General features: G+C 49.4%; 21 protein-coding genes. 12 read left to right on the top strand and 9 right to left on the bottom strand.

The genetic code is table 11. The features are described from left to right. Window positions 1–168: 168 nt before the first annotated feature. From abgA to uspE, 6 genes are all read left to right on the top strand, one after another. Window positions 169–1,479 carry a p-aminobenzoyl-glutamate hydrolase subunit AbgA gene (abgA, locus tag ACJHWR_RS15000; protein ID WP_000444923.1) on the top strand — a complete coding sequence of 437 codons (1,311 nt, stop codon included), beginning with the start codon at window positions 169–171 and terminating at the stop codon, window positions 1,477–1,479. Continuing rightward, on the top strand, window positions 1,479–2,924 hold the full coding sequence (gene abgB / locus ACJHWR_RS14995; RefSeq protein WP_001156454.1) for a p-aminobenzoyl-glutamate hydrolase subunit AbgB: 1,446 nt from the start codon (window positions 1,479–1,481) through the stop codon (window positions 2,922–2,924). Before abgA ends, abgB begins: the two co-directional genes overlap by 1 nt. A gap of 36 nt (window positions 2,925–2,960) precedes the next feature. Beyond that, window positions 2,961–4,487: a p-aminobenzoyl-glutamate transporter gene (gene abgT, locus ACJHWR_RS14990; RefSeq protein WP_000062952.1), complete on the top strand. Its 1,527-nt coding sequence runs from the start codon at window positions 2,961–2,963 to the stop codon at window positions 4,485–4,487. Window positions 4,488–4,497: 10 nt separating this feature from the next. Further along, on the top strand, window positions 4,498–5,013 hold the full coding sequence (gene ogt / locus ACJHWR_RS14985) for a methylated-DNA--[protein]-cysteine S-methyltransferase (protein ID WP_000945046.1): 516 nt from the start codon (window positions 4,498–4,500) through the stop codon (window positions 5,011–5,013). Between the two features lie 194 nt (window positions 5,014–5,207). Beyond that, on the top strand, window positions 5,208–5,960 hold the full coding sequence (gene fnr, locus ACJHWR_RS14980) for a fumarate/nitrate reduction transcriptional regulator Fnr (RefSeq protein WP_000611911.1): 753 nt from the start codon (window positions 5,208–5,210) through the stop codon (window positions 5,958–5,960). A 151-nt stretch (window positions 5,961–6,111) separates the two neighbouring features. Beyond that, window positions 6,112–7,062 (top strand): universal stress protein UspE, encoded by a 951-nt coding sequence (gene uspE / locus ACJHWR_RS14975; RefSeq protein WP_001262123.1) that lies wholly within the window; start codon window positions 6,112–6,114, stop codon window positions 7,060–7,062. A 49-nt stretch (window positions 7,063–7,111) separates the two neighbouring features. Here uspE and ACJHWR_RS14970 read toward each other — a convergent pair whose 3' ends face one another. Then, window positions 7,112–7,369 (bottom strand): DUF2534 family protein, encoded by a 258-nt coding sequence (locus ACJHWR_RS14970; RefSeq protein ID WP_000605090.1) that lies wholly within the window; start codon window positions 7,367–7,369, stop codon window positions 7,112–7,114. A gap of 243 nt (window positions 7,370–7,612) precedes the next feature. Between ACJHWR_RS14970 and ynaI the strand changes: the two genes are divergently transcribed. Next, complete coding sequence (gene ynaI, locus ACJHWR_RS14965) at window positions 7,613–8,644, top strand: low conductance mechanosensitive channel YnaI (RefSeq protein ID WP_000559889.1); 1,032 nt, start codon at window positions 7,613–7,615, stop codon at window positions 8,642–8,644. 50 nt (window positions 8,645–8,694) lie between these two features. On the opposite strand, the gene mppA is transcribed toward ynaI, so the two are convergent. Together mppA and pgrR are read right to left on the bottom strand one after the other, a co-directional pair. Beyond that, entirely contained in the window at window positions 8,695–10,308 is a 1,614-nt protein-coding gene (gene mppA / locus ACJHWR_RS14960; protein WP_000683043.1) for a murein tripeptide ABC transporter substrate-binding protein MppA, read from the bottom strand. A 336-nt stretch (window positions 10,309–10,644) separates the two neighbouring features. Further along, on the bottom strand, window positions 10,645–11,544 hold the full coding sequence (gene pgrR / locus ACJHWR_RS14955; RefSeq protein ID WP_000817700.1) for a DNA-binding transcriptional regulator PgrR: 900 nt from the start codon (window positions 11,542–11,544) through the stop codon (window positions 10,645–10,647). A gap of 137 nt (window positions 11,545–11,681) precedes the next feature. On the opposite strand from pgrR, the gene ACJHWR_RS14950 reads away from it, so the two are divergent. The 3 genes from ACJHWR_RS14950 to mpaA all read left to right on the top strand — a co-directional run bounded on the left by ACJHWR_RS14950 (window position 11,682) and on the right by mpaA (window position 14,330). After that, window positions 11,682–12,602, top strand: coding sequence for an alpha/beta hydrolase (locus tag ACJHWR_RS14950; RefSeq protein ID WP_012311724.1), 921 nt, complete (start codon window positions 11,682–11,684; stop codon window positions 12,600–12,602). Window positions 12,603–12,672: 70 nt separating this feature from the next. Beyond that, window positions 12,673–13,311: an SDR family oxidoreductase gene (locus tag ACJHWR_RS14945; protein ID WP_000789793.1), complete on the top strand. Its 639-nt coding sequence runs from the start codon at window positions 12,673–12,675 to the stop codon at window positions 13,309–13,311. Between the two features lie 290 nt (window positions 13,312–13,601). Further along, a complete protein-coding gene (gene mpaA, locus ACJHWR_RS14940) occupies window positions 13,602–14,330 on the top strand; it encodes a murein tripeptide amidase MpaA (protein ID WP_001329595.1) in 729 nt (242 codons plus the stop codon). Here mpaA and ycjG read toward each other — a convergent pair. After that, window positions 14,305–15,270, bottom strand: a complete 966-nt coding sequence (ycjG, locus tag ACJHWR_RS14935) for an L-Ala-D/L-Glu epimerase (RefSeq protein WP_001329593.1) — start codon at window positions 15,268–15,270, stop codon at window positions 14,305–14,307. The genes mpaA and ycjG overlap by 26 nt on opposite strands. A gap of 118 nt (window positions 15,271–15,388) precedes the next feature. On the opposite strand from ycjG, the gene tpx reads away from it, so the two are divergent. Next, window positions 15,389–15,895, top strand: coding sequence for a thiol peroxidase (tpx, locus tag ACJHWR_RS14930; RefSeq protein ID WP_000084387.1), 507 nt, complete (start codon window positions 15,389–15,391; stop codon window positions 15,893–15,895). A gap of 43 nt (window positions 15,896–15,938) precedes the next feature. Here the strand turns inward: tpx and tyrR are convergent, their stop codons facing one another. The 3 genes from tyrR to ACJHWR_RS14915 form a co-directional block, all read right to left on the bottom strand. After that, window positions 15,939–17,480, bottom strand: coding sequence for a transcriptional regulator TyrR (gene tyrR, locus ACJHWR_RS14925; RefSeq protein ID WP_001296041.1), 1,542 nt, complete (start codon window positions 17,478–17,480; stop codon window positions 15,939–15,941). A 147-nt stretch (window positions 17,481–17,627) separates the two neighbouring features. Beyond that, the gene (locus tag ACJHWR_RS14920) at window positions 17,628–18,689 is read right to left on the bottom strand and encodes a YcjF family protein (protein ID WP_000138696.1); all 1,062 of its coding nucleotides are present in this window, start codon (window positions 18,687–18,689) and stop codon (window positions 17,628–17,630) included. After that, on the bottom strand, window positions 18,686–20,083 hold the full coding sequence (locus ACJHWR_RS14915; protein WP_000825768.1) for a YcjX family protein: 1,398 nt from the start codon (window positions 20,081–20,083) through the stop codon (window positions 18,686–18,688). The genes ACJHWR_RS14920 and ACJHWR_RS14915 overlap by 4 nt, the downstream gene beginning before the upstream one ends. 143 nt (window positions 20,084–20,226) lie before the next feature. Between ACJHWR_RS14915 and ACJHWR_RS14910 the strand changes: the two genes are divergently transcribed. Beyond that, window positions 20,227–21,225, top strand: a complete 999-nt coding sequence (locus tag ACJHWR_RS14910) for a LacI family DNA-binding transcriptional regulator (RefSeq protein WP_000075365.1) — start codon at window positions 20,227–20,229, stop codon at window positions 21,223–21,225. 50 nt (window positions 21,226–21,275) lie between these two features. On the opposite strand, the gene ompG is transcribed toward ACJHWR_RS14910, so the two are convergent. Next, window positions 21,276–22,181: a monomeric porin OmpG gene (gene ompG / locus ACJHWR_RS14905; protein WP_000735244.1), complete on the bottom strand. Its 906-nt coding sequence runs from the start codon at window positions 22,179–22,181 to the stop codon at window positions 21,276–21,278. Between the two features lie 44 nt (window positions 22,182–22,225). Further along, window positions 22,226–23,308 (bottom strand): ABC transporter ATP-binding protein, encoded by a 1,083-nt coding sequence (locus ACJHWR_RS14900; RefSeq protein ID WP_000057972.1) that lies wholly within the window; start codon window positions 23,306–23,308, stop codon window positions 22,226–22,228. Window positions 23,309–23,312: the final 4 nt, after the last annotated feature.

The raw sequence follows: 23,312 nt of genomic DNA, 5'->3' as shown, positions 1-23,312 counted from the left end.
CCGATAACCGTTATTTATCAGACCAAAGAAACTGGCATCTACTTTAATGCAGATGATTGTGTCAGGGTAATTTATGAACGGTTAAAACTGTGAAAAATCAGTTAGTGATAAGTAAAAACTATCGCTACGTGAACCGGGTCACACTTTTTACTGATGACGGGAAAGGTTATGGAGTCTTTGAATCAATTTATTAATTCGCTTGCCCCAAAATTATCGCACTGGCGACGTGATTTTCACCACTATGCAGAGTCTGGCTGGGTGGAATTCCGCACTGCCACCGTTGTTGCGGAAGAATTGCACCAGCTCGGTTATTCACTGGCGCTGGGCCGCGAAGTCGTTAATGAAAGTAGCCGGATGGGATTACCTGATGAATTCACTCTACAACGCGAATTCGAGCGCGCTCGTCAACAGGGGGCGCTAGAACAATGGATTGCGGCTTTTGAAGGCGGTTTCACTGGCATCGTCGCTACCCTGGATACTGGTCGCCCCGGTCCGGTGATGGCTTTCCGTGTCGATATGGACGCGCTGGATCTCAGTGAAGAGCAGGATGTCAGCCATCGCCCCTACCGCGACGGTTTTGCGTCATGTAACGCCGGAATGATGCATGCCTGTGGTCATGATGGGCATACCGCCATTGGGCTTGGGCTGGCGCATACCCTTAAACAATTCGAGTCCGGACTACATGGCGTCATCAAACTGATTTTTCAGCCTGCAGAGGAAGGTACGCGTGGCGCGCGGGCGATGGTCGATGCAGGTGTCGTAGATGATGTTGATTATTTTACTGCCGTGCACATTGGCACTGGCGTACCTGCGGGCACCGTGGTGTGCGGCAGTGATAATTTTATGGCAACCACCAAATTTGACGCGCACTTCACCGGGACCGCCGCTCACGCAGGCGCAAAACCAGAAGACGGTCACAATGCCTTGTTGGCGGCAGCACAAGCAACTCTTGCACTGCATGCAATCGCCCCGCACAGCGAAGGCGCTTCCAGAGTAAACGTGGGCGTTATGCAGGCAGGAAGCGGTCGTAATGTTGTTCCTGCCTCGGCGTTGCTGAAAGTGGAAACACGCGGGGCCAGCGACGTCATTAATCAATATGTTTTTGAACGTGCACAACAAGCGATTCAGGGCGCAGCAACCATGTATGGTGTCGGCGTTGAAACTCGTCTGATGGGTGCTGCTACCGCCAGTTCTCCTTCGCCGCAATGGGTCGCATGGTTGCAAATCCAGGCGGCTCAGGTCGCGGGGGTCAATCAGGCCATTGAACGTGTTGAAGCGCCTGCGGGTTCCGAAGATGCCACATTAATGATGGCCCGCGTGCAGCGACATCAAGGGCAAGCCTCCTACATGGTATTTGGCACACAGCTGGCGGCAGGTCATCACAATGAAAAATTCGATTTTGACGAGCAGGTTCTCGCTATTGCCGTCGAAACGCTGGCGCGCACCGCGCTCAATTTTCCCTGGACGCGAGGTATCTGATGCAGGAAATCTATCGTTTTATCGACGATGCGATTGAAGCCGATCGCCAACGTTATACCGATATTGCCGATCAAATCTGGGATCATCCAGAAACACGTTTTGAAGAGTTCTGGTCAGCGGAGCATCTGGCTTCGGCGCTGGAGTCTGCAGGCTTCACCGTTACCCGCAACGTAGGCAATATCCCAAATGCCTTTATTGCTTCGTTTGGTCAAGGCAAACCGGTTATCGCCCTGCTGGGGGAATATGACGCCCTGGCAGGTTTAAGTCAGCAAGCAAGTTGCGCGCAACCTACATCCGCGACGCCCGGTGAAAATGGTCACGGTTGCGGACACAATTTGCTGGGAACCGCCGCCTTTGCCGCTGCAATAGCCGTCAAGAAATGGCTGGAACAATATGGGCAAGGCGGCACGGTGCGCTTTTATGGTTGTCCTGGCGAAGAAGGCGGCTCGGGTAAAACGTTCATGGTCCGCGAGGGGGTATTTGATGATGTGGATGCGGCACTCACCTGGCACCCGGAAGCCTTTGCCGGTATGTTCAATACCCGCACGCTGGCAAACATTCAGGCATCATGGCGCTTTAAAGGGATCGCAGCACATGCCGCGAATTCCCCTCATTTGGGACGCAGCGCCCTTGATGCCGTAACGTTGATGACCACTGGCACCAACTTCCTCAACGAACATATTATTGAAAAAGCGCGCGTACACTATGCCATCACAGATAGCGGCGGGATCTCGCCCAACGTGGTCCAGGCGCAGGCAGAAGTGCTTTATCTTATCCGCGCCCCCGAAATGACCGATGTGCAGCATATTTATGATCGGGTCGCCAAAATCGCCGAAGGTGCGGCATTGATGACCGAAACCACGGTTGAATGCCGCTTCGACAAAGCCTGTTCCAGTTATCTCCCGAATCGCACCTTAGAAAATGCCATGTACCGAGCCCTATCCCATTTTGGTACCCCGGAATGGAACTGCGAAGAACTGGCTTTTGCGAAACAAATTCAGGCTACGCTCACCCCCAACGATCGGCAAAACAGTCTGAATAATATCGCTGCAACCGGTGGCGAAAACGGCAAGGCTTTTGCACTACGTCATCGTGAAACGGTACTGGCGAATGAAGTCGCTCCATATGCCGCCACCGATAACGTGCTTGCGGCATCGACTGATGTCGGCGACGTCAGTTGGAAACTGCCTGTTGCCCAGTGTTTCAGCCCCTGCTTTGCCGTCGGTACCCCGCTACATACGTGGCAACTGGTTAGCCAGGGGCGAACATCTATTGCTCATAAAGGAATGCTGCTGGCGGCGAAAACTATGGCAGCAACCACACTTAATCTCTTCATTGATTCAGGGCTATTGCAAGAATGCCAACAAGAGCATCAGCAAGTTACGGACACGCAACCGTATCACTGCCCTATCCCGAAAAACGTGACACCGTCACCTTTAAAATAACAACAACAACGCAAACACAACAAACGAGGAATGCCCATGAGTATGTCATCCATACCGTCGTCCTCCCAATCCGGGAAGCTCTATGGCTGGGTCGAAAGAATTGGTAACAAGGTTCCCCATCCTTTTTTGCTCTTTATCTATTTGATTATCGTACTCATGGTGACGACGGCAATTTTGTCAGCCTTTGGCGTCAGTGCGAAAAACCCGGCCGATGGTACGCCGGTGGTGGTGAAAAACCTGCTCAGTGTGGAAGGATTACACTGGTTTTTACCCAATGTTATTAAAAACTTTAGCGGTTTTGCTCCACTTGGTGCGATCCTGGCGCTGGTTTTAGGTGCCGGTCTGGCGGAGCGCGTAGGCTTACTGCCAGCGCTAATGGTTAAAATGGCATCGCATGTTAATGCCCGCTACGCCAGTTATATGGTGCTGTTTATTGCTTTTTTCAGCCACATTTCTTCCGATGCGGCGTTAGTGATCATGCCACCGATGGGTGCGCTAATTTTTCTGGCGGTGGGCAGGCATCCAGTTGCAGGTTTACTGGCTGCCATTGCAGGCGTAGGTTGCGGCTTTACGGCTAATTTACTGATTGTCACAACCGACGTGTTGCTGTCGGGGATCAGCACGGAGGCTGCGGCTGCGTTCAATCCGCAAATGCACGTCAGTGTAATTGATAACTGGTATTTTATGGCCAGCTCCGTAGTCGTACTGACGATTGTTGGCGGCCTGATAACCGACAAAATCATTGAGCCACGTTTAGGTCAATGGCAGGGAAACAGCGATGAGAAACTGCAGACATTGACCGAAAGTCAGCGTTTTGGTTTACGCATAGCAGGTGTCGTATCGCTACTTTTTATTGCTGCGATTGCGCTGATGGTGATCCCGGAAAACGGGATATTGCGCGATCCGATTAATCACACCGTGATGCCATCACCCTTTATTAAAGGTATCGTGCCACTGATCATTCTTTTTTTCTTTGTGGTCTCGCTGGCTTATGGCATCGCTACCCGCACAATTCGACGTCAGGCGGATTTACCGCATTTAATGATTGAACCGATGAAAGAGATGGCGGGATTTATCGTGATGGTTTTTCCCCTCGCCCAGTTTGTCGCCATGTTTAACTGGAGCAACATGGGGAAATTCATCGCCGTGGGGCTGACCGATATACTGGAAAGTTCAGGGCTTAGCGGCATCCCGGCGTTTGTCGGTCTGGCGTTGCTTTCCTCTTTCTTATGCATGTTTATCGCCAGCGGTTCCGCAATCTGGTCGATTCTGGCCCCCATTTTCGTACCGATGTTTATGCTACTTGGCTTTCACCCGGCATTTGCGCAAATCCTCTTTCGTATTGCCGACTCATCCGTATTGCCTTTAGCGCCAGTATCTCCTTTTGTTCCACTGTTTCTTGGATTCCTGCAACGCTACAAACCAGACGCGAAACTGGGTACTTACTATTCGTTAGTTTTGCCCTATCCACTTATCTTTTTGGTGGTATGGCTGCTGATGTTGCTGGCGTGGTATCTTGTTGGTCTGCCGATAGGTCCGGGGATTTACCCACGTTTGTCTTAAGAGAGAACGGATGCTGAGATTACTTGAAGAAAAAATTGTCACGCCACTGGGTCCACTGTGGGTGATTTGCGATGAGCAATTTCGCCTGCGGGCGGTTGAATGGGAAGAGTACAGCGAACGCATGGTGCAGCTGCTGGACATCCATTATCGCAAAGAAGGCTATGAGCGCATTTCTGCCACCAACCCAGGTGGTTTAAGCGACAAGCTTCGTGAATATTTTGCCGGTAATCTTAGCATTATTGATACGCTTCCCACTGCCACGGGGGGGACGCCATTTCAGCGCGAAGTCTGGAAAACATTACGCACAATCCCCTGCGGGCAGGTAATGCATTACGGCCAACTGGCTGAACAATTGGGCCGCCCCGGTGCGGCGCGTGCCGTAGGTGCGGCAAATGGATCGAATCCCATCAGCATTGTTGTGCCTTGTCATCGGGTCATTGGCAGAAACGGTACCATGACCGGATATGCAGGCGGAGTTCAGCGAAAAGAGTGGTTATTGCGCCACGAAGGTTATCTTTTGCTGTAAACATTAAACAATTTGTGCCAGCTTGTTCACACTTTTATGTAAAGTTACCCTTAACAACTTAAGGGTTTTCAAATAGATAGACATATATTTACATCTAATATCGGAATTCTCTGCTGTTAAGGTTTGCTTAGACTTACTTGCTCCCTAAAAAGATGTTAAAATTGACAAATATCAATTACGGCTTGAGCAGACCTATGATCCCGGAAAAGCGAATTATACGGCGCATTCAGTCTGGCGGTTGTGCTATCCATTGCCAGGATTGCAGCATCAGCCAGCTTTGCATCCCGTTCACACTCAACGAACATGAGCTTGATCAGCTTGATAATATCATTGAGCGGAAGAAGCCTATTCAGAAAGGCCAGACGCTGTTTAAGGCTGGTGATGAACTTAAATCGCTTTATGCCATCCGCTCCGGTACGATTAAAAGTTATACCATCACTGAGCAAGGCGACGAGCAAATCACTGGTTTCCATTTAGCAGGCGACCTGGTGGGATTTGACGCTATCGGCAGCGGTCATCACCCGAGCTTCGCTCAGGCGCTGGAAACCTCGATGGTATGTGAAATCCCGTTCGAAACGCTGGACGATTTGTCCGGTAAAATGCCGAATCTGCGTCAGCAGATGATGCGTCTGATGAGCGGTGAAATCAAAGGCGATCAGGACATGATCCTGCTGTTGTCGAAGAAAAATGCCGAGGAACGTCTGGCTGCATTCATCTACAACCTGTCCCGTCGTTTTGCCCAACGCGGCTTCTCCCCTCGTGAATTCCGCCTGACGATGACTCGTGGTGATATCGGTAACTATCTGGGCCTGACGGTTGAAACCATCAGCCGTCTGCTGGGCCGCTTCCAGAAAAGCGGTATGCTGGCAGTCAAAGGTAAATACATCACCATCGAAAATAACGATGCGCTGGCCCAGCTTGCTGGTCACACGCGTAACGTTGCCTGATTCTTCCGCATAACTCACTATCCTTCTGTCATATCATTAAATTTTTCTGATTTATTGATCTGACAGAAGGTTCATCACTGTTTCATTCACCAGATATGGGTTAATCTTTTAATTACAAACTGCGTTGACAGTTGTTGTAAGGAGACCCTGTATGGCTATGTATCAGAACATGCTCGTTGTTATCGATCCTAACCAGGACGACCAACCAGCATTGCGGCGAGCTGTTTATTTACATCAACGGATTGGTGGCAAAATTAAAGCCTTTTTGCCGATCTATGACTTCTCATACGAAATGACCACCCTGCTCTCTCCGGACGAACGTACCGCTATGCGTCAGGGCGTCATCAGCCAGCGTACAGCCTGGATCCACGAGCAGGCAAAATATTATCTCAATGCTGGCGTTCCCATTGAAATTAAAGTGGTCTGGCATAACCGTCCTTTCGAAGCCATCATTCAGGAAGTGATCAGCGGCGGGCACGATTTGGTGCTAAAAATGGCGCACCAACATGACCGTCTGGAAGCGGTGATTTTTACGCCAACGGACTGGCATCTGTTACGCAAATGCCCAAGCCCCGTGTGGATGGTGAAAGACCAGCCGTGGCCGGAAGGGGGTAAGGCGCTGGTGGCGGTGAATCTCGCCAGTGAAGAACCGTACCATAATGCGCTCAATGAAAAACTGGTCAAAGAGACGATCGAACTGGCGGAACAAGTCAACCATACCGAAGTTCATCTGGTTGGCGCTTATCCGGTAACGCCAATTAATATCGCGATTGAACTGCCGGAATTTGATCCGAGCGTTTATAACGATGCCATTCGTGGGCAACATTTGCTGGCAATGAAAGCCCTGCGGCAGAAATTCGGCATTAATGAAAACATGACGCACGTAGAAAAAGGTCTGCCAGAAGAGGTGATTCCTGATTTGGCGGAGCATTTACAGGCGGGGATTGTGGTTCTGGGCACGGTCGGACGCACCGGTATTTCAGCAGCATTCCTTGGCAACACGGCGGAACAGGTGATTGATCATCTTCGCTGCGACCTGCTGGTCATTAAACCTGACCAGTATCAGACACCCGTTGAACTGGATGACGAAGAAGACGATTAACGACTCTTCAATAACTGACAAGGCCCGAGTTATCGGGCCTATTTTTTACTTACTGCTCTTCGCCGCCAAGGAAATAAATTCCCAACGGGATTGCCAGCAACACAGTAAAGACCAGGCTATAAACAAAAATCATCGATGACTGAATCACATACATTGATGTCGTCCACTCAGACAGCGGAATATTGTACTGTTCTATAACGCCGCCGATGGTCGCGCGAGTCACAACCGACGCCGCAATAATGAAAACCGCCAACAAACCAAAGAGAAATTTCTTCCCTTTCGCTGACTTCAGTTTCGCCATAATCATGATGTAATCCTTGTGCAGACAAATTTCTTGTTACCTAAACGTAACAATACCATGACATTTCACTCTTGTCTGCTCTGAAAACCTCACCTCTTAGCTGGATTTACAATCAATGCATTGATTTGTTAGCTAATGTTGCTACTTACTTCCCTGACTATTGATGATCTGAATGAATTGTCGCGGTAAAATAGCCCCGCCAGGGGTTTCCGGCATGACGACAATTATCTGGAGGAGCCTGATAAAACAATGATCGCTGAACTGTTTACAAATAATGCGCTTAATCTGGTCATTATTTTCGGTAGCTGCGCAGCATTGATTCTGATGAGCTTTTGGTTTCGCCGTGGAAATCGTAAAAGAAAAGGATTTTTATTCCATGCGGTGCAATTTTTAATCTACACCATAATTATTAGTGCTGTTGGTAGCATCATTAACTATGTTATAGAAAACTATAAACTCAAATTTATCACCCCAGGCGTTATCGATTTTATCTGTACGTCCCTGATTGCGGTTATTCTGACGATTAAGCTATTTCTGCTGATTAATCAGTTTGAAAAACAGCAGATTAAAAAAGGTCGCGATATCACCAGTGCGCGGATCATGTCGCGCATTATCAAAATCACCATTATTGTGGTGCTTGTTCTGCTTTATGGCGAACATTTCGGCATGAGCCTTTCTGGCTTGTTGACCTTTGGTGGTATTGGTGGTCTGGCTGTCGGTATGGCCGGTAAAGATATTCTGAGTAACTTCTTTTCCGGGATTATGCTCTATTTCGACCGTCCTTTCAGTATTGGCGACTGGATCCGTTCACCGGACAGAAATATCGAAGGTACAGTAGCGGAAATTGGCTGGCGAATTACCAAAATTAAGACCTTTGATAATCGTCCATTGTACGTACCGAACTCGCTGTTTTCGTCGATCAGCGTAGAAAATCCTGGACGAATGACCAACCGGCGCATTACCACGACCATTGGTTTACGTTATGAGGATGCGGCAAAAGTGGGCGTTATTGTCGAAGCCGTACGTGAGATGCTGAAAAATCACCCGGCCATCGACCAGCGACAAACCTTACTGGTTTATTTCAACCAGTTTGCTGATTCGTCATTAAATATTATGGTTTATTGCTTTACCAAAACCACGGTATGGGCTGAGTGGCTTGCTGCACAGCAAGACGTTTATTTGAAGATTATCGATATTGTACAGTCACACGGTGCGGACTTTGCCTTCCCCAGCCAGACGCTGTATATGGATAACATTACACCGCCGGACCAGGGTCGCTAAATCAGACATCACTGGCGTTATCCACAAGGGTAACGCCAGTTCCCATCACATCAATGCTTCACAATATACATAGTCCGACTGTACGCCACATCTTCAGGGTTATTAATGGGATAACCTTTCAGCCACGGCTTGATTAATCGTCCATTGGTATATTGATAAATTGGTGCAATCGGTGCTTGCTCCATGAGGATTTTTTCTGCCGCGTTGTAATCGGCATTACGCGCTTTAACGGTATTTTCCGTCGATGCCTGGGCCAGAACTTTGTCATATGCCGGATTGTTAAAGCGTGAAATATTCCCGGAATGCGTTGACGTTAATAATGTCAGGAAAGTGGAGGGGTCATTATAATCCCCTACCCACGAGGCGCGGATAACATCAAAATTGCCGGTATTACGGCTATCGATATAGGTTTTCCATTCCTGGTTTTGCAATTTAACATCTACGCCCAGGTTCTTTTTCCACATCGATGCTACAGCAATCGCAATTTTTTGATGGTTTTCTGAAGTGTTATACAAAAGCGTCAACTTCAGCGGTTTTTGCGGACCATAACCAGCTGCGCTCAACAAAGTTTTTGCCTGCGCATTCAGTTCTTCCTGACTCATTTGTTCAAACGGCGAAGGTTCCGGCGTAAATCCCGCGGTAACATCTGGTGTAAAATGCCACGCTGGCTTTTCGCCCGTCCCCAACACTTTTTCGGTCATCAGGCGGCGATCTATCGTCATACTTAATGCCAGGCGAACGCGCTGATCTGCCGTCGGCCCTTTTTGCGTGTTAAACGCATAATAATAGGTCCCGAGCTGCGGCGGCGTATAAACCTGCCCCGGAATATCCTTCAACAACTTCTGATACATATTTTTCGGGAAGGATTCGGTGATATCAATATCCCCCGCGAGATAACGCTTAGTGGCTGCGGATTCCTGATTAATTGGCAGGAAGGTCACTTTTTGCAGTACCGTTTTGGCGTTATCCCAATAATGGGTATTCGGCACTACGACCAGTTTTTCATTGACTACGCGCTCTTTAAGAACATAAGCGCCATTGCCGATCAGATTTCCGGGTTTCGTCCACTCTTTACTGCTTTCTACGTTGGCTTTTTGCACCGGGAAGAAGGCAAAGTTAGCGGTTAAATTCACAAACCACGGCAATGGTTTATCAAGCTGGATTTTCAAAGTATGGGCATCAACTGCGGTGACGCCAAGCTGGTCAGGCGTGGCTTTACCATCAATAATCGCCTGTGCGTTGTTGATTCCCGCCAGCGCGGCAAACCATGCAAATGGCGATAGCGTTTTCGGGTCCACCAGACGTTGCCAGCTGTAGACAAAATCTTGCGCCGTTACCGGTGTGCCATCCGCCCATTTTGCGTTATCGCGCAGGGTAAAAGTCCAGATACGGCTGTCATTACTTTTCCACTGAGTCGCAACGCCGGGGACAATCTCCCCTTTCTCGTTCTGATTCACCAGTCCTTCAAACAGATCGCGAATGACCTGAATCTCCGGCAGGCCCACGGCTTTAGCGGGATCCAGCGACGCTGGCTCATCTTTAATGTGGCGCACCAGCTCCTGCTTCTCTGCCAGTACTGTGCCGCTCGGAACTTCAGCAGCATACGAAAGAGAAATGCTGCTGACCAACAGCACACAACACGTGACTGAAACAGAGTGCTTCATAAGTTTCCCTCTAACCGACATTAAAATTGATGCGTAATTATTTGTTTCGCCTTAAAGAAATGCAAACAACTTCCATCAAAAAAGTGACAAAGGAAGCATCAAATGTTTTAAGTATCAATATATCAAATCAGATTTAGTGTAAATAATAGTCTCCAAAATGCGGTAAAGCACATAGAACTCCGAACACTACGTTCGGGCTTCGCACGTTCAAACCCGTTTTCGGTATCATAATCAGCATCTGTCGCCATTGTGCGAAGAATAAAAAATAACCAAAACGTTGAAAGGAACTGAGAATACGTTAAGAGAAGAATTAAATTAATGTATCAGCAAGTAGTGCTAAACAGCACCTTTATACTTCAGCCTATCTATAAATAATGAGAATGCCGAGCCAGCATGTCGACGGTGTGGATAGTACAGGTGATAACCGGGTAAATCTGGTGTGAATTTATCCAAAACACGTATCAGTTTTTTTTCTTTAATAGCCCGCTCAACCTGATCATAAGGTAGATACGCCAATCCATGCCCATCAATTGCAGCATCAATGATCAGGTCTATCGTATTCAGTAAAAGCTGACCTTCCATGCGAACACGAACTTCACGTCCACCGCGTATTAATCTCCAGCGATTTGCTGTACCCGATGTGGGAAGATACAAATTAATTGCCTGATGATCTATTAATTGTGACACTGACGTTGGAGCACTTCGACGAGAAAAATAATCCGGTGAGCCAACAATAGCCATTGGTATGTCTGGCCCGATTCGAATGGCGATCATATCTTTATCCATCTCCCCACCCAGACGGACGCCTGCATCAAAACGTTCAGAAACGACATCGGTCAAACCATAATCAATGGTAAGCTGAATATCAATTTCAGGATGCGATTTCAGGAATGTGCGCATAGCTGGTAACAATATCGTTTTTGCTGCATGTTCTACAGTAGTAATACGTATTGTCCCGGATGGGCGGTTCTGCAGATCGCTCAGGGATGTCAGGGCAGAATCTATGTCATGCAACATAGGGCCAAGAACAGACAAAAGATGCTCGCCCGCTTCAGTGGGTACAACGCTGCGCGTGGTTCGCGTCAGAAGCCGCAATCCCAATCGTTCTTCTATACGGCGCACTATCTGGCTTAAAGCTGACTGCGCCATGCTCAGGCGGGCTGCTGCGCGAGTGAAGCTACGCTCCTCTGCAACAACGACAAACGCCATCAGATCAGCGATTTCTTCACGCTTCATTCAGTATCTCCATACAATCTATTAATCATTTAAATGATAGGTCTAATCATGATTTTGGGTCTAATCAACTTAATGATCAATATCTATAGTGATATCACCAACCGTTAAAACGAACCGACAACTCCATGAGGAACGGAATGATGAATAATAAAGTCAGCTTCACTAACAGCAATAATCCAACCATCTCTTTGTCTGCAGTGATCTATTTCCCTCCAAAATTTGATGAAACCCGTCAGTATCCGGTAATTGTGGTATCTCACCCAGGTGGGGGCGTTAAAGAGCAAACGGCCGGAACCTATGCCGAAAAACTGGCGGAAAAGGGATTTGTCACTATTGCTTATGACGCATCTTATCAAGGTGAAAGCGGCGGCGAGCCGCGTCAGTTAGAAAACCCATACATTCGTACTGAAGACGTCAGTGCCGTGATTGATTACCTGACAACGCTTTCTTATGTCGACAATACCCGAATTGGTGCGATGGGAATTTGTGCCGGAGCAGGATATACAGCCAATGCTGCAATTCAGGATCGCCGCATCAAGGCCATCGGTACTGTTAGTGCGGTCAATATTGGTTCGATGTTCCGTAATGGTTGGGAAAACAATGTGAAATCTATTGATGCCCTACCATACGTTGACGCGGGTTCAGACGCCCGAACCAGCGATATTAGCAGCGGAGAATACGCCACTATGCCACTGGCACCAATGAAGGAGTCCGATGCGCCGAACGAAGAACTGCGTCAGGCCTGGGAGTATTACCACACCCCTCGCGCGCAGTATCCAACAGCACCGGGTTACGCTACTTTGCGCAGCCTTAACCAGATTATTACCTATGATGCTTACCATATGGCGGAAGTGTACCTGACTCAGCCGATACAGATTGTGGCGGGCAGCCAGGCTGGGAGCAAATGGATGAGTGACGACCTGTACGATCGAGCATCAAGCAAGGATAAACGCTATCACATTGTTGAAGGCGCAAACCATATGGATCTTTATGACGGCAAAGTCTATGTGGCTGAAGCAATTTCAGTATTAGCTCCGTTCTTTGAGGAAACTCTGTAATGAAACATATTCAAATCCGTAATAGTGATATGGCCTGGCATATTGCTGCCAATAATCTGGGAAAAGTTTCATGAAAAATATACTGATTCTTGGTGCTGGCGGTCAGATAGCCCGCCATGTGATTAATCAACTGGCAGATAAACAAACCATTAAACAAACTTTATTTGCCCGTCAGCCAGCAAAAATCCACAAACCCTATCCAACTAATAGCAAGATTATTATGGGGGATGTACTGAATCATGCAGCACTGAAGCAGGCCATGCAGGGACAGGATGTTGTGTATGCCAACCTTACGGGGGAAGATTTAGATATTCAGGCAAATTCAGTGATCGCTGCGATGAAAGCCTGTGATGTTAAACGTCTGATCTTTGTTCTTTCCCTCGGTATTTATGATGAAGTTCCAGGAAAATTTGGCGAATGGAATAATGCAGTTATTGGTGAACCCCTAAAACCATTCCGCAGGGCTGCGGATGCAATTGAGGCTTCTGGACTGGAATATACAATTCTTCGCCCTGCCTGGCTGACTGATGAAGATATTATTGATTATGAGCTTACCTCACGCAATGAACCATTCAAAGGTACGATCGTATCACGTAAGAGTGTCGCAGCATTAATCACAGATATCATCGATAAACCTGAGAAACACATTGGTGAGAATATAGGCATCAATCAACCCGGGACTGATGGTGATAAGCCCTTCTTCATGTAAATCAATTATATAGCTACCATCGTACTGTACTATGTGCAGTACGATTTATTAAACTTATTAAGGTGAACTGATCAATCAGATGCGATTAACATGTGTAGAACCAGTAAGAATAAAATACGCCATGTATATAACATTACGACAATTCTAATATCTGCACATCAATGAAAATACAAACAACTTCCATCAAAAAAGTGATACAAGATCGATAACATAGCGTTGAAGAAAAGGATTTGATAATCCGCAAAATTTGCACAACACTGCCTGTAATACTTCCTGAACCAGAGACGATCATGACCGTAACTCGCCCACGCGCCGAACGCGGCGCATTTCCGCCCGGTACAGAACATTACGGACGTTCATTATTGGGCGCGCCGTTAATCTGGTTTCCGGCCCCTGCAGCCAGTCACGAAAGTGGTTTGATTCTGGCTGGCACTCACGGTGATGAAAACTCTTCGATCGTCACGCTCTCCTGTGCTCTGCGGACTTTGACACCGTCTTTGCGCCGCCATCATGTGGTGCTGTGTGTGAATCCTGACGGCTGCCAGTTAGGGTTACGGGCCAATGCTAATGGTGTGGATTTAAACCGAAACTTTCCGGCAGCGAACTGGAAGGAAGGTGAAACAGTTTATCGCTGGAACAGCGCCGCTGAAGAACGTGATGTCGTTTTACTGACAGGTGGCAAACCTGGCTCCGAACCTGAAACCCAGGCGCTGTGCCAACTTATACACCGCATTCAACCTGCCTGGGTGGTCTCATTCCACGATCCGCTGGCCTGTATTGAAGATCCCAGACACAGCGAATTAGGTGAATGGCTGGCCCAGGCGTTTGAATTGCCTCTGGTAACCAGCGTCGGTTATGAAACACCTGGCTCTTTCGGCAGTTGGTGTGCAGATCTCAACTTGCATTGCATCACCGCAGAGTTTCCACCCATCTCCTCCGACGAAGCCAGCGAAAAATATCTCTTTGCGATGGCAAACTTGCTGCGCTGGCATCCTAAAGATGCAATTCGCCCGTCGTGAACTGAAGCGCCGGTTCCACATCTACCGCCAGCCAGGTCGGTCCGTCAAGATCGGCGAAACTGACCTGCGGCACCAGCGGTAAAGCGGCGCTAATGGCACGAGAGGTACACAACATGCAGCCCAGCATCAGACGAAAACCTTGTGCACGCGCTTCAGTCGCCAGCGCCAGCGCTTCCGTCAGACCACCGGTTTTATCAAGCTTAATGTTAACCATCTCATAGCGCCCTTTCAGCGCCTTCAGATTGCTACGAGTATGACAACTTTCATCAGCACAAATCGGTAACGGATGAATAAAATTCTCCAGCGCCGCATCGTCCTGCGCAGAAAGCGGTTGTTCAAGCATCGCAACGCCTAAATCTGCCAATAGCTGGCAACGCGCCGCCAACCCTTCTGCACGCCAGGATTCATTTGCATCAACGATCAGCGTCGCATCGGGCACAGCGGTGCGAATTGCCACCATCCGCTCACTGATAAGATGGTTATCCAGCTTCACTTTCAGTAATTTCGCGCCTGCCTGCCAGAGTGTTGATGCACTATTGGCCATCTGATCAGGCGTACCGATGACTATCGTCTGTGCCGTGGTGACTGTCTCGGGAAGCGTTATGCCGATCAAAGCAGCCAGCGATTGCTGCTGTTTTCGCGCCGCCAGATCCCACAATGCACAATCCAGCGCATTACGTGCTGCGCCGGCAGGGAGGATTTTTTGCAACTCCTCCCGTGTCAGCCCTTTCTCTAATTGCGGCACGACGCTCATAATTTGCGCCATTACCGAGGCATCACTTTCTCCATAACGCGGATACGGCGTGCATTCACCGGTGCCTTTAATACCTTCTTCTTCCAGTTCAACCACCACCACGCGCGCTTCACTGCGACTTCCCCGAGCAATCACAAACGGGGTATGTAAGGGCCAGGCCTCCTCAAATACCTTAACGGTTCTCATCTTTACTCCTTGTTGTCGCGGTGGTCTGCGGATTAAGCGCAAATAGCGTTTGCTGTGTTATTGACAGTTAGCATAAACTAGGTGTGACGTTAACTATATGTAAACAGGAAAGATAATCATGTCACAAACCGTTCATTTCCAGGGCAACCCGGTTACAGTCGCCAATTCCATCCCGCAGGCGGGTAGCAAAGCGCAGACTTTTACTCTCGTGGCAAAAGATCTGTCTGACGTCACCCTCGGTCAGTTTGCGGGTAAACGCAAAGTGCTGAACATTTTCCCGAGTATTGATACCGGTGTTTGCGCCGCATCAGTACGTAAGTTTAACCAACTGGCAACCGAGATCGACAACACCGTTGTGCTGTGTATCTCTGCCGATCTGCCGTTCGCCCAGTCTCGTTTCTGCGGCGCAGAAGGTCTGAACAACGTTATCACCCTCTCCACTTTCCGTAACGCTGAATTCCTGCAAGCCTACGGTGTGGCAATTGCTGATGGCCCACTGAAAGGTCTGGCAGCGCGTGCCGTTGTGGTTATTGATGAAAATGACAATGTGATTTTCAGCCAGCTGGTGGATGAAATCACCACCGAGCCGGATTACGAAGCAGCTCTGGCTGTACTGAAAGCATAAGTTAATATGCCTGATGGTGTTGCACCATCAGGCATATTCACGCTTACTCTTCGTTCTTCTTCTGACTCAGACCATATTCCCGCAACTTATTGGCAATCGCGGTATGTGAAACGCCGAGACGTTTTGCCAGTTTGCGCGTGCTGGGATAATTGCGATAAAGCTGGGTTAATACCGAGCGTTCAAAACGGCTGGTGATTTCGTCCAGCGAACCTTCCATCGCATCTTCGCCCACGGCTACCGTTGCGGCGTCATAATCCGGCAACAAAATATCCTGTGGACGCAGCTCATAACCGTCCAGTTGTGTCAGTGCACGATAGATAGCGTTCTTTAACTGCCGCACATTTCCCGGCCACGCATAACGCGTAAGTACAGTATTCAGATCAGCGGCCAGTTTCGGACGCGGCACGCCCTGCTCGTCGGCAAAGCGGGCGACGAACAGCTCGGTTAACGGCATGATGTCCTGCGGACAGTCACGTAGCGGCGGCAGATTGAGCGTCAACACGTTCAGACGATAATAGAGATCTTCACGGAACACGCCTTTTTGCACCAGTTCGACCAGATTCTTCTGCGTAGCACAAATCACCCGCACATCGACATGCACCTCATGGTCTTCGCCAACCCGACGGAAGGTGCCATCATTAAGGAAACGCAGTAATTTCGCCTGCATCCGTGGTGACATTTCCCCTATTTCATCCAACAGCACCGAACCACCGTTCGCCTGCTCAAAGAACCCTTTCTTCCCTTCCGGAGCATGACCAAACAGTTCACTCTCGACCGCATCTTCCGGTATAGACGCACAGTTCAGCGCCAGGTAAGGTTTGCTCGCTCTGGGGCTTGCCTGATGACAGGCGTAGGCAAAGAGATCTTTTCCGGTGCCGGTATCACCCGTAATCAGCAGTGGCGCGCTTAGCATCGCCAGTTTCTGCGCCTGTTCGACAACATGCTTCATTTTCGGGCTGACAGCGACAATTTGACTGAAGGCGCTGACGTCCTGGGCAGCGACATTTTGCAACTGACGGCCCATACGAATCGTTGATCGCAACATCACCACCGCACCGGTCAGGACGTGTTGATCATTTTCATCCTGAAGATAAACAGGCGTAATCTCCATCAGGAAATTCTGCCCATTAATAACGACATGCTCGTTATGCGAATCTTGCGGTTCGCTTTCCAGCCAGCGTAAAAAATTAAAGCCGTTAATCAATTGCGCGGCGGTATGGTTGCGCAGGCGATCCAATTTTTGCCCAAAAAGCTGACAGCTCGCCGGGTTCGCCATATCCACTTTGCTTTTCATATCGACAGAGAGCACAGGTTCAGGCAACGCCTCCAGTAACGCGCTCAACGCCAGATGCTCACGTTCGGAAGGCATCCACGGGACAGTACGCACATCGGTAACACCTGCAATACGGCGTATTTCGGCCATCAGACTGCTGAAACTCTCAAACTCCAGTTCAGCAAAATTGAGGTAGATTCGCCCAATGGGATCAATCTCAATACCGCGTAAATCAATGCCTCTTAGCACGAGTAGATCGAGTAATTCGCGGGTCAGACCGAGTCGGTCTTCACAAAAGACTTCCAGACGCATGGGAACCTTCACCTGAAAAAAGAACAATTAATATGATGATATGACACTATTTGAATAGCAGGAAGGTTTCTGTCAACAATCATTGACACAAAGACGGAAAAACGGGCACTTCGGCGTAAAGATATCCGGTCAGCACCCGATATTGCATTATTTTTCGCTGGGCGTTTTGCCTTTTTGCAGAGTTTCTTTCACCTGACCGATAAGCTGACGACGGAAATCCCCGAGGCGTGGCTTGTCATCGTCAAGCCACGGCAGCGGGCGGCAAAGCTCCATAGCTTTAATCCCCAGTCGTGCCGTCAGAAGTCCTGCACCAATCCCCTGAGCTGCGCGGGTAGACAAACGAGCAGCGAGATCTTGCGACATCCAGTCCATCCCCACTTCGCGCACCAGTTCGCTGGCTCCGGCGAAAGCGATATTCAGCAATACCAGCTTAAACAGGCGCAAACGGCTGTAATACCCCAGTTCAATGCCATACAGCGTGGCGATGCGATTAATCAAACGCAGATTGCGCCAGGCGATAAATGCCATATCCACCAGCGCCAGCGGGCTGACCGCAATCATCAATGTTGATTCCGCTGCCGAACGGCTGATTTCACGCCGCGCCTGGGCATCTAAAACTGGCTGGACCAAATGCGCATACAAACTGACCACTTCACGGTCGTTTTGCGTTTCATGGATTGAGGCATACCAGCGTTGCAGCGCCGGATGTGACTGATCGATGCCCGCCTGCTGTGCCAGTTTTTCGCAAAATGCGCGGCCTTTGCCGGTGCCGTGGCTGTGCAATAAATCACGCGCTTCGTCGCGTTCATGGGCGCGCTGTCGCAAGCGCCATAAGCGCCGCCACTCTGTTACCACAGAACCTACGCCAGCGCCGATAATCAATGCCCCTGCAGCACATCCACCCAGCGCTACCCAGTCCTGGGTTTGCCAGGCATTCATTGTCCACTGTACACCCTGCCCGACAACGCTTGCGCCAAACAGAGCCAGCCCGCCCATCACCATTTTGCGCCACAGGCTGCGTTTAGGACGTAACGCTGCATCCATTACCGCTTCAACTTGCCCCTCTTCTTCAGGCGCTTCGTCGAGTGTGGCCGGGGCAAAATTTTGTGCCTGATTTTCGTCAAAGGTCTGCTGCGCCCTGAATTCAGGATTCTGATCGACATCCAGCGGACCGTCGAAATCAATACGTGGTTTTAACGGTTCGGTCATCGCAATTTATCTCCTATTAAAAATTCCAGCGCAGCATCAAGGCGAATATGCGGCAGCGGTTTGTCAACATCCATCACCTGCGGACGAAACGCCTCAAACTGGAAGCCTTGCTTATCCCAGAACGCCTGACCGGGCAAACGAGCGGGAACTTCGCCAGGATAAACAGTGAGCGGTGCGCCATCGCTGAGTCGATTACCGCGCAGCGCCGGGATTTTCTCACCGTTAACATCAATAATGCCGCTGGTGGTCGCCTGAACTGACGCCAGCCCCAGGCAGTCCATGCTGATCCCTTCGAACGCCGCATTTTGCCAGGCATCCTGAATCAGTTGTTGCAGTAATGAAACCATATTGGCGTGCTGATCGATGGTCACATGGTCTGCTTTAGTGGCAGCAAACAATAGCTTATCGATAACCGGTGAAAACAAACGCCGGAACAGGGTTCGCTGCCCGTAGTGGAAACTTTGCATCAGCTGCGTCAGCGCCAGACGCATATCATTAAATGCCTGTGGCCCACTGTTGAGAGGTTGCAGGCAATCCACCAGCACAATCTGGCGGTCAAAGCGCAGAAAATGATTCTTATAGAACCCCTTCACCACTTTCTCGCAGTAATAATTAAACCGCTCGCGCAGCATTCCGGCATTGGTATGCTTATCGGCCTGCGCCAGTTTGGACTCGCCCCAGGCATCGACATCCGGCCACGGGAAGAATTGCAGCGCGGGTGCTCCTGCCATATCTCCCGGCAAGACAAAGCGCCCAGGCTGAATAAAGTGCAACCCCTGCTGTTTGCAGTGGTGGAGATACTCGGTCCAGGCGGCGGCAATGTCTGCCAGCCGGTTTTCGTCGGCAGGCGCTAGCGGGTCCAGCCCTTCGCACATCATTCGCCATTTCGCCGACCATTCGCCGCGCTGACCATTAAGTAAGCCCGTCATCTGGCGCGACCAGCTTAAATAGTCCTGCGCCAGCATCGGCAGGTCGAGCAACCATTCGCCGGGATAATCCACAATCTCCAGATACAGCGTGGAGGTATCCTTAAAGTGGCGTAGCAGCGAATCGTTCGATTTAAAACGTAGCGCCAGGCGAATTTCGCTGACGCCGCGCGTTGGCGTTGGCCAGGCGGGTGGATCGCCATATAACTGCGCCAGCCCTTCATCATAGGTGAAGCGCGGAATGCCAAAGTCACGCTGGGGAATGCGTTTTACGCCCAGCAGCCGTTCTTCACGCACCGCGCTTAACAGCGGCAACCTTGCTCCGGCGTGAATATTGAGCAACTGATTGACCATCGCAGTGATAAACGCCGTTTTGCCGCTGCGGCTAAGTCCGGTTACGGCGAGGCGCAGATGTCTGTCGACACCCCGATTCACCAGCGCATTAAGTTCATTTTTAAGTCGCTTCATTGCTGTCCTGTGGACCAGAAAAAACCATCAGTAAGGATATGAATGTGGGGGCCAGGCCATTGATTATCAACTGCCCGTGTTGTCATCGACGGGCGAACTCCATAAGATGTGCAACATTCACGTTCGGACGGAGTTCCTGACCTATGTCCCCTACTATTTATGATATTGCCAGGGTTGCAGGCGTATCAAAATCCACCGTATCACGCGTGCTGAATAAGCAAACCAATATCTCCCCGGAAGCGCGCGAAAAAGTGTTACGGGCCATTGAAGAATTACAGTATCAACCAAACAAGCTGGCACGCGCGCTGACCTCTTCGGGTTTTGATGCCATTATGGTGATTTCTACCCGTTCGACCAAAACTACGGCGGGTAATCCGTTTTTCTCGGAAGTTTTACATGCCATCACCGCCAAAGCTGAAGAAGAAGGTTTCGACGTGATATTGCAGACGTCGCACAACCTGGCAGAAGACTTACAAAAATGCGAAAGCAAAATTAAGCAGAAAATGATTAAAGGCATTATTATGCTAAGTTCGCCAGCGGATGAGTCATTTTTTGCCCAACTCGATAAATATGATATTCCGGTAGTGGTAATTGGCAAAGTTGAAGGTCAATACAGCCATGTTTATTCCGTCGATACCGATAATTATGGCGACAGTATTGCGCTGACCAATGCGTTAATTGAAAGCGGGCATAAGAATATTGCCTGCCTGCATGCGCCGCTTGATGTTCATGTTTCAGTGGATCGGGTAAATGGTTATAAGCAAAGCCTGGCTACGCATAATATTGCAGTGCGTGATGAATGGATTGTTGACGGCGGTTATACCCATGAAACAGCCTTGCAAGCCGCACGGCAATTATTAAGCCAGTCGCCGTTGCCAGAAGCCGTATTTGCCACTGACAGCCTGAAATTAATGAGCATTTATCGTGCGGCAGCAGAGAAAAATATTGCTATTCCGCAGCAGTTAGCGGTGGTGGGTTATAGCAATGAAACGCTGTCATTTATTTTAACGCCTGCACCGGGCGGCATCGATGTTCCGACGCAGGAGTTAGGGCAACAAAGCTGCGAGTTATTATTCCGCTTAATTGCCGGAAAACCGTCACCACAAAATATTACCGTTGCCACGCATATGTCGTTGAAATAAATGTATGCCGGATTTGGCGCTCGCGCCGCATCCGGCAATTTAACCCATTATCAGAACGAGTAATTTACGCCGACACCTGCATAATGGAATTTATCGCTGTCGCCTTCGTCGTGATCCTGCCACTCAAACGCGTATTCCAGCGAAACGGAAAGACCATTCTGGAAATCATAACCGTAAAATAACCCCACACGGTTAAAATCATGGCCTTCACGTTCAATATCATCCAGCCAGTCCCAGTTACTCCAGCGATCCAGCCCAATGCGCGTATACGGCGTCACCGAGTGGTTGCCGAGCGTCAGCGGCAAATAGGCACGAATTTCTTGCGTGGAAAACTCACCGTTATTGCGGCTGTCGTCCATATTGAAGCCGCGCTCGAGATAATAGTTCACTCGCAAAGCAACCGTTTCGTTGAAGGTATATTGCAGACCTGTTTCCGTTTCGACTCGGGTATCAGCGTAACCGGTCGTGTTCAGATCGTTGGCAAATTTATACATCGATAACCAACCGTTGAAACGTAAATCGTCAGTCAGTTTCACATCCCAGTCTGGCGCGATTTTCCAACGCTGCATATTCGCCGTGTCTTTACCCGGTTCATCAACGTAGTGATAACCATAATTACGGAAACCACCAGTCAGACCGAAACTGAAATCATCGCTTTCGAGGAACTGATAATGTACCTCCAGCTCCGGGCGATCAAACCACGTTCCACGTTTACCCGCGCTATAATCTACCGGCCCTTCCTGATAATAGGCCAGAGAAATTCTCCACGGCCCGTTGGCGGCATTAAAATAGACAGAAGGCTCCGCGAGCCCATCCATATCTTCGCCATAACCTTCGACGTTTTCTATTTCGTACATCGCGCCGATATTAAAGTGCCAGTCGTTCTTTTCCTCGGCCTGTGCGCAAGCCATTCCCGCACACATCACCAGTGCGGTACAGGGTAATAACTTTTTCATTATTGTTCCTTGTATTATCCTGGGGGAATGCCTTCCCCCTGTATTTAGCGAATTGCTATTTCCGTTTCTGCATCAAAGAAATGACATTTAGTCATATCAAAATGAATAGTGATATTTTCTCCTGCATGATAATCATTTAACGCACCAGCACGGACCACTAACTCGTGCCCCCCAACCGTGGTGTAGAGCATAAATTCCGCACCGGTTAATTCTGCCACGCTAATTTTGGCGGAAATGTTATTTTCCTCTTGCGCGTCCGGATGAATATCTTCCGGGCGTATTCCCATCACGATGGGCTTATGCAAACTTTCCTGTGTTTTCAGAACCGCTAATTTCTCTTCGGGTATGGTTAATTTAAGCGTTTCCGTAACGAATTTATCGCCATCGATCGTGCCGCGAATAAAATTCATCGCAGGCGATCCAATAAATCCGGCAACAAACATATTCGCAGGTTGGTTATAAACCGTTTTCGGCGCACCGACCTGCTGAACAATCCCATCCTTCATAATCACAATCCGCGTCGCCATGGTCATCGCTTCGGTCTGATCGTGGGTCACGTAGATCATGGTGGTGTTCAGTTTCTGATGCAGCTTGCTGATCTCTGCGCGCATTTGTACGCGCAGCTTGGCATCAAGGTTAGAGAGCGGTTCATCCATTAAAAACACGCCCGCTTCGCGCACAATCGCCCGTCCGAGCGCCACACGCTGGCGTTGCCCGCCAGAAAGCGCGCCCGGCTTGCGTTTCAGGTACTCACGCAGGCCGAGGATTTGCGCCGCCCAGTTAACCCGCTCATCAATCACCTCTTTGGCGATTTTTTGCATCTTCAGGCCAAACGCCATGTTGTCGTAGACCGTCATATGCGGATACAGCGCGTAGTTCTGGAACACCATCGCGATATTGCGCGCTTTGGCTGGAACGTCATTCATTCGTTTGCCGTCGATCAACAGATCGCCACCGCTGATCTCCTCAAGCCCGGCAATCATGCGCAGCGTAGTCGATTTACCGCAGCCTGACGGACCGACAAAGACAATGAACTCTTTATCGGCAATTTCCAGGTTGAAGTCCTTCACCACATGCACCTGGTTATCGTAGATTTTTTGAATATGTTGTAACGAAAGCTGAGCCATGTTG

The organism is Escherichia sp. WS568 (assembly GCF_046486085.1).
Classification (GTDB): Bacteria; Pseudomonadota; Gammaproteobacteria; order Enterobacterales; family Enterobacteriaceae; genus Escherichia; species Escherichia coli.
This window is presented reverse-complemented; position numbering and strand designations above follow the sequence as displayed.

Coding starts and splice junctions, on each gene's coding strand:
- abgA (WP_000444923.1), top strand. CDS start 169: ATGGAGTCTTTGAATCAATTTATTAATTCGCTTGCCCCAAAATTATCG.
- abgB (WP_001156454.1), top strand. CDS start 1,479: ATGCAGGAAATCTATCGTTTTATCGACGATGCGATTGAAGCCGATCGC.
- abgT (WP_000062952.1), top strand. CDS start 2,961: ATGAGTATGTCATCCATACCGTCGTCCTCCCAATCCGGGAAGCTCTAT.
- ogt (WP_000945046.1), top strand. CDS start 4,498: ATGCTGAGATTACTTGAAGAAAAAATTGTCACGCCACTGGGTCCACTG.
- fnr (WP_000611911.1), top strand. CDS start 5,208: ATGATCCCGGAAAAGCGAATTATACGGCGCATTCAGTCTGGCGGTTGT.
- uspE (WP_001262123.1), top strand. CDS start 6,112: ATGGCTATGTATCAGAACATGCTCGTTGTTATCGATCCTAACCAGGAC.
- ACJHWR_RS14970 (WP_000605090.1), bottom strand. CDS start 7,369: ATGATTATGGCGAAACTGAAGTCAGCGAAAGGGAAGAAATTTCTCTTT.
- ynaI (WP_000559889.1), top strand. CDS start 7,613: ATGATCGCTGAACTGTTTACAAATAATGCGCTTAATCTGGTCATTATT.
- mppA (WP_000683043.1), bottom strand. CDS start 10,308: ATGAAGCACTCTGTTTCAGTCACGTGTTGTGTGCTGTTGGTCAGCAGC.
- pgrR (WP_000817700.1), bottom strand. CDS start 11,544: ATGAAGCGTGAAGAAATCGCTGATCTGATGGCGTTTGTCGTTGTTGCA.
- ACJHWR_RS14950 (WP_012311724.1), top strand. CDS start 11,682: ATGATGAATAATAAAGTCAGCTTCACTAACAGCAATAATCCAACCATC.
- ACJHWR_RS14945 (WP_000789793.1), top strand. CDS start 12,673: ATGAAAAATATACTGATTCTTGGTGCTGGCGGTCAGATAGCCCGCCAT.
- mpaA (WP_001329595.1), top strand. CDS start 13,602: ATGACCGTAACTCGCCCACGCGCCGAACGCGGCGCATTTCCGCCCGGT.
- ycjG (WP_001329593.1), bottom strand. CDS start 15,270: ATGAGAACCGTTAAGGTATTTGAGGAGGCCTGGCCCTTACATACCCCG.
- tpx (WP_000084387.1), top strand. CDS start 15,389: ATGTCACAAACCGTTCATTTCCAGGGCAACCCGGTTACAGTCGCCAAT.
- tyrR (WP_001296041.1), bottom strand. CDS start 17,480: ATGCGTCTGGAAGTCTTTTGTGAAGACCGACTCGGTCTGACCCGCGAA.
- ACJHWR_RS14920 (WP_000138696.1), bottom strand. CDS start 18,689: ATGACCGAACCGTTAAAACCACGTATTGATTTCGACGGTCCGCTGGAT.
- ACJHWR_RS14915 (WP_000825768.1), bottom strand. CDS start 20,083: ATGAAGCGACTTAAAAATGAACTTAATGCGCTGGTGAATCGGGGTGTC.
- ACJHWR_RS14910 (WP_000075365.1), top strand. CDS start 20,227: ATGTCCCCTACTATTTATGATATTGCCAGGGTTGCAGGCGTATCAAAA.
- ompG (WP_000735244.1), bottom strand. CDS start 22,181: ATGAAAAAGTTATTACCCTGTACCGCACTGGTGATGTGTGCGGGAATG.
- ACJHWR_RS14900 (WP_000057972.1), bottom strand. CDS start 23,308: ATGGCTCAGCTTTCGTTACAACATATTCAAAAAATCTACGATAACCAG.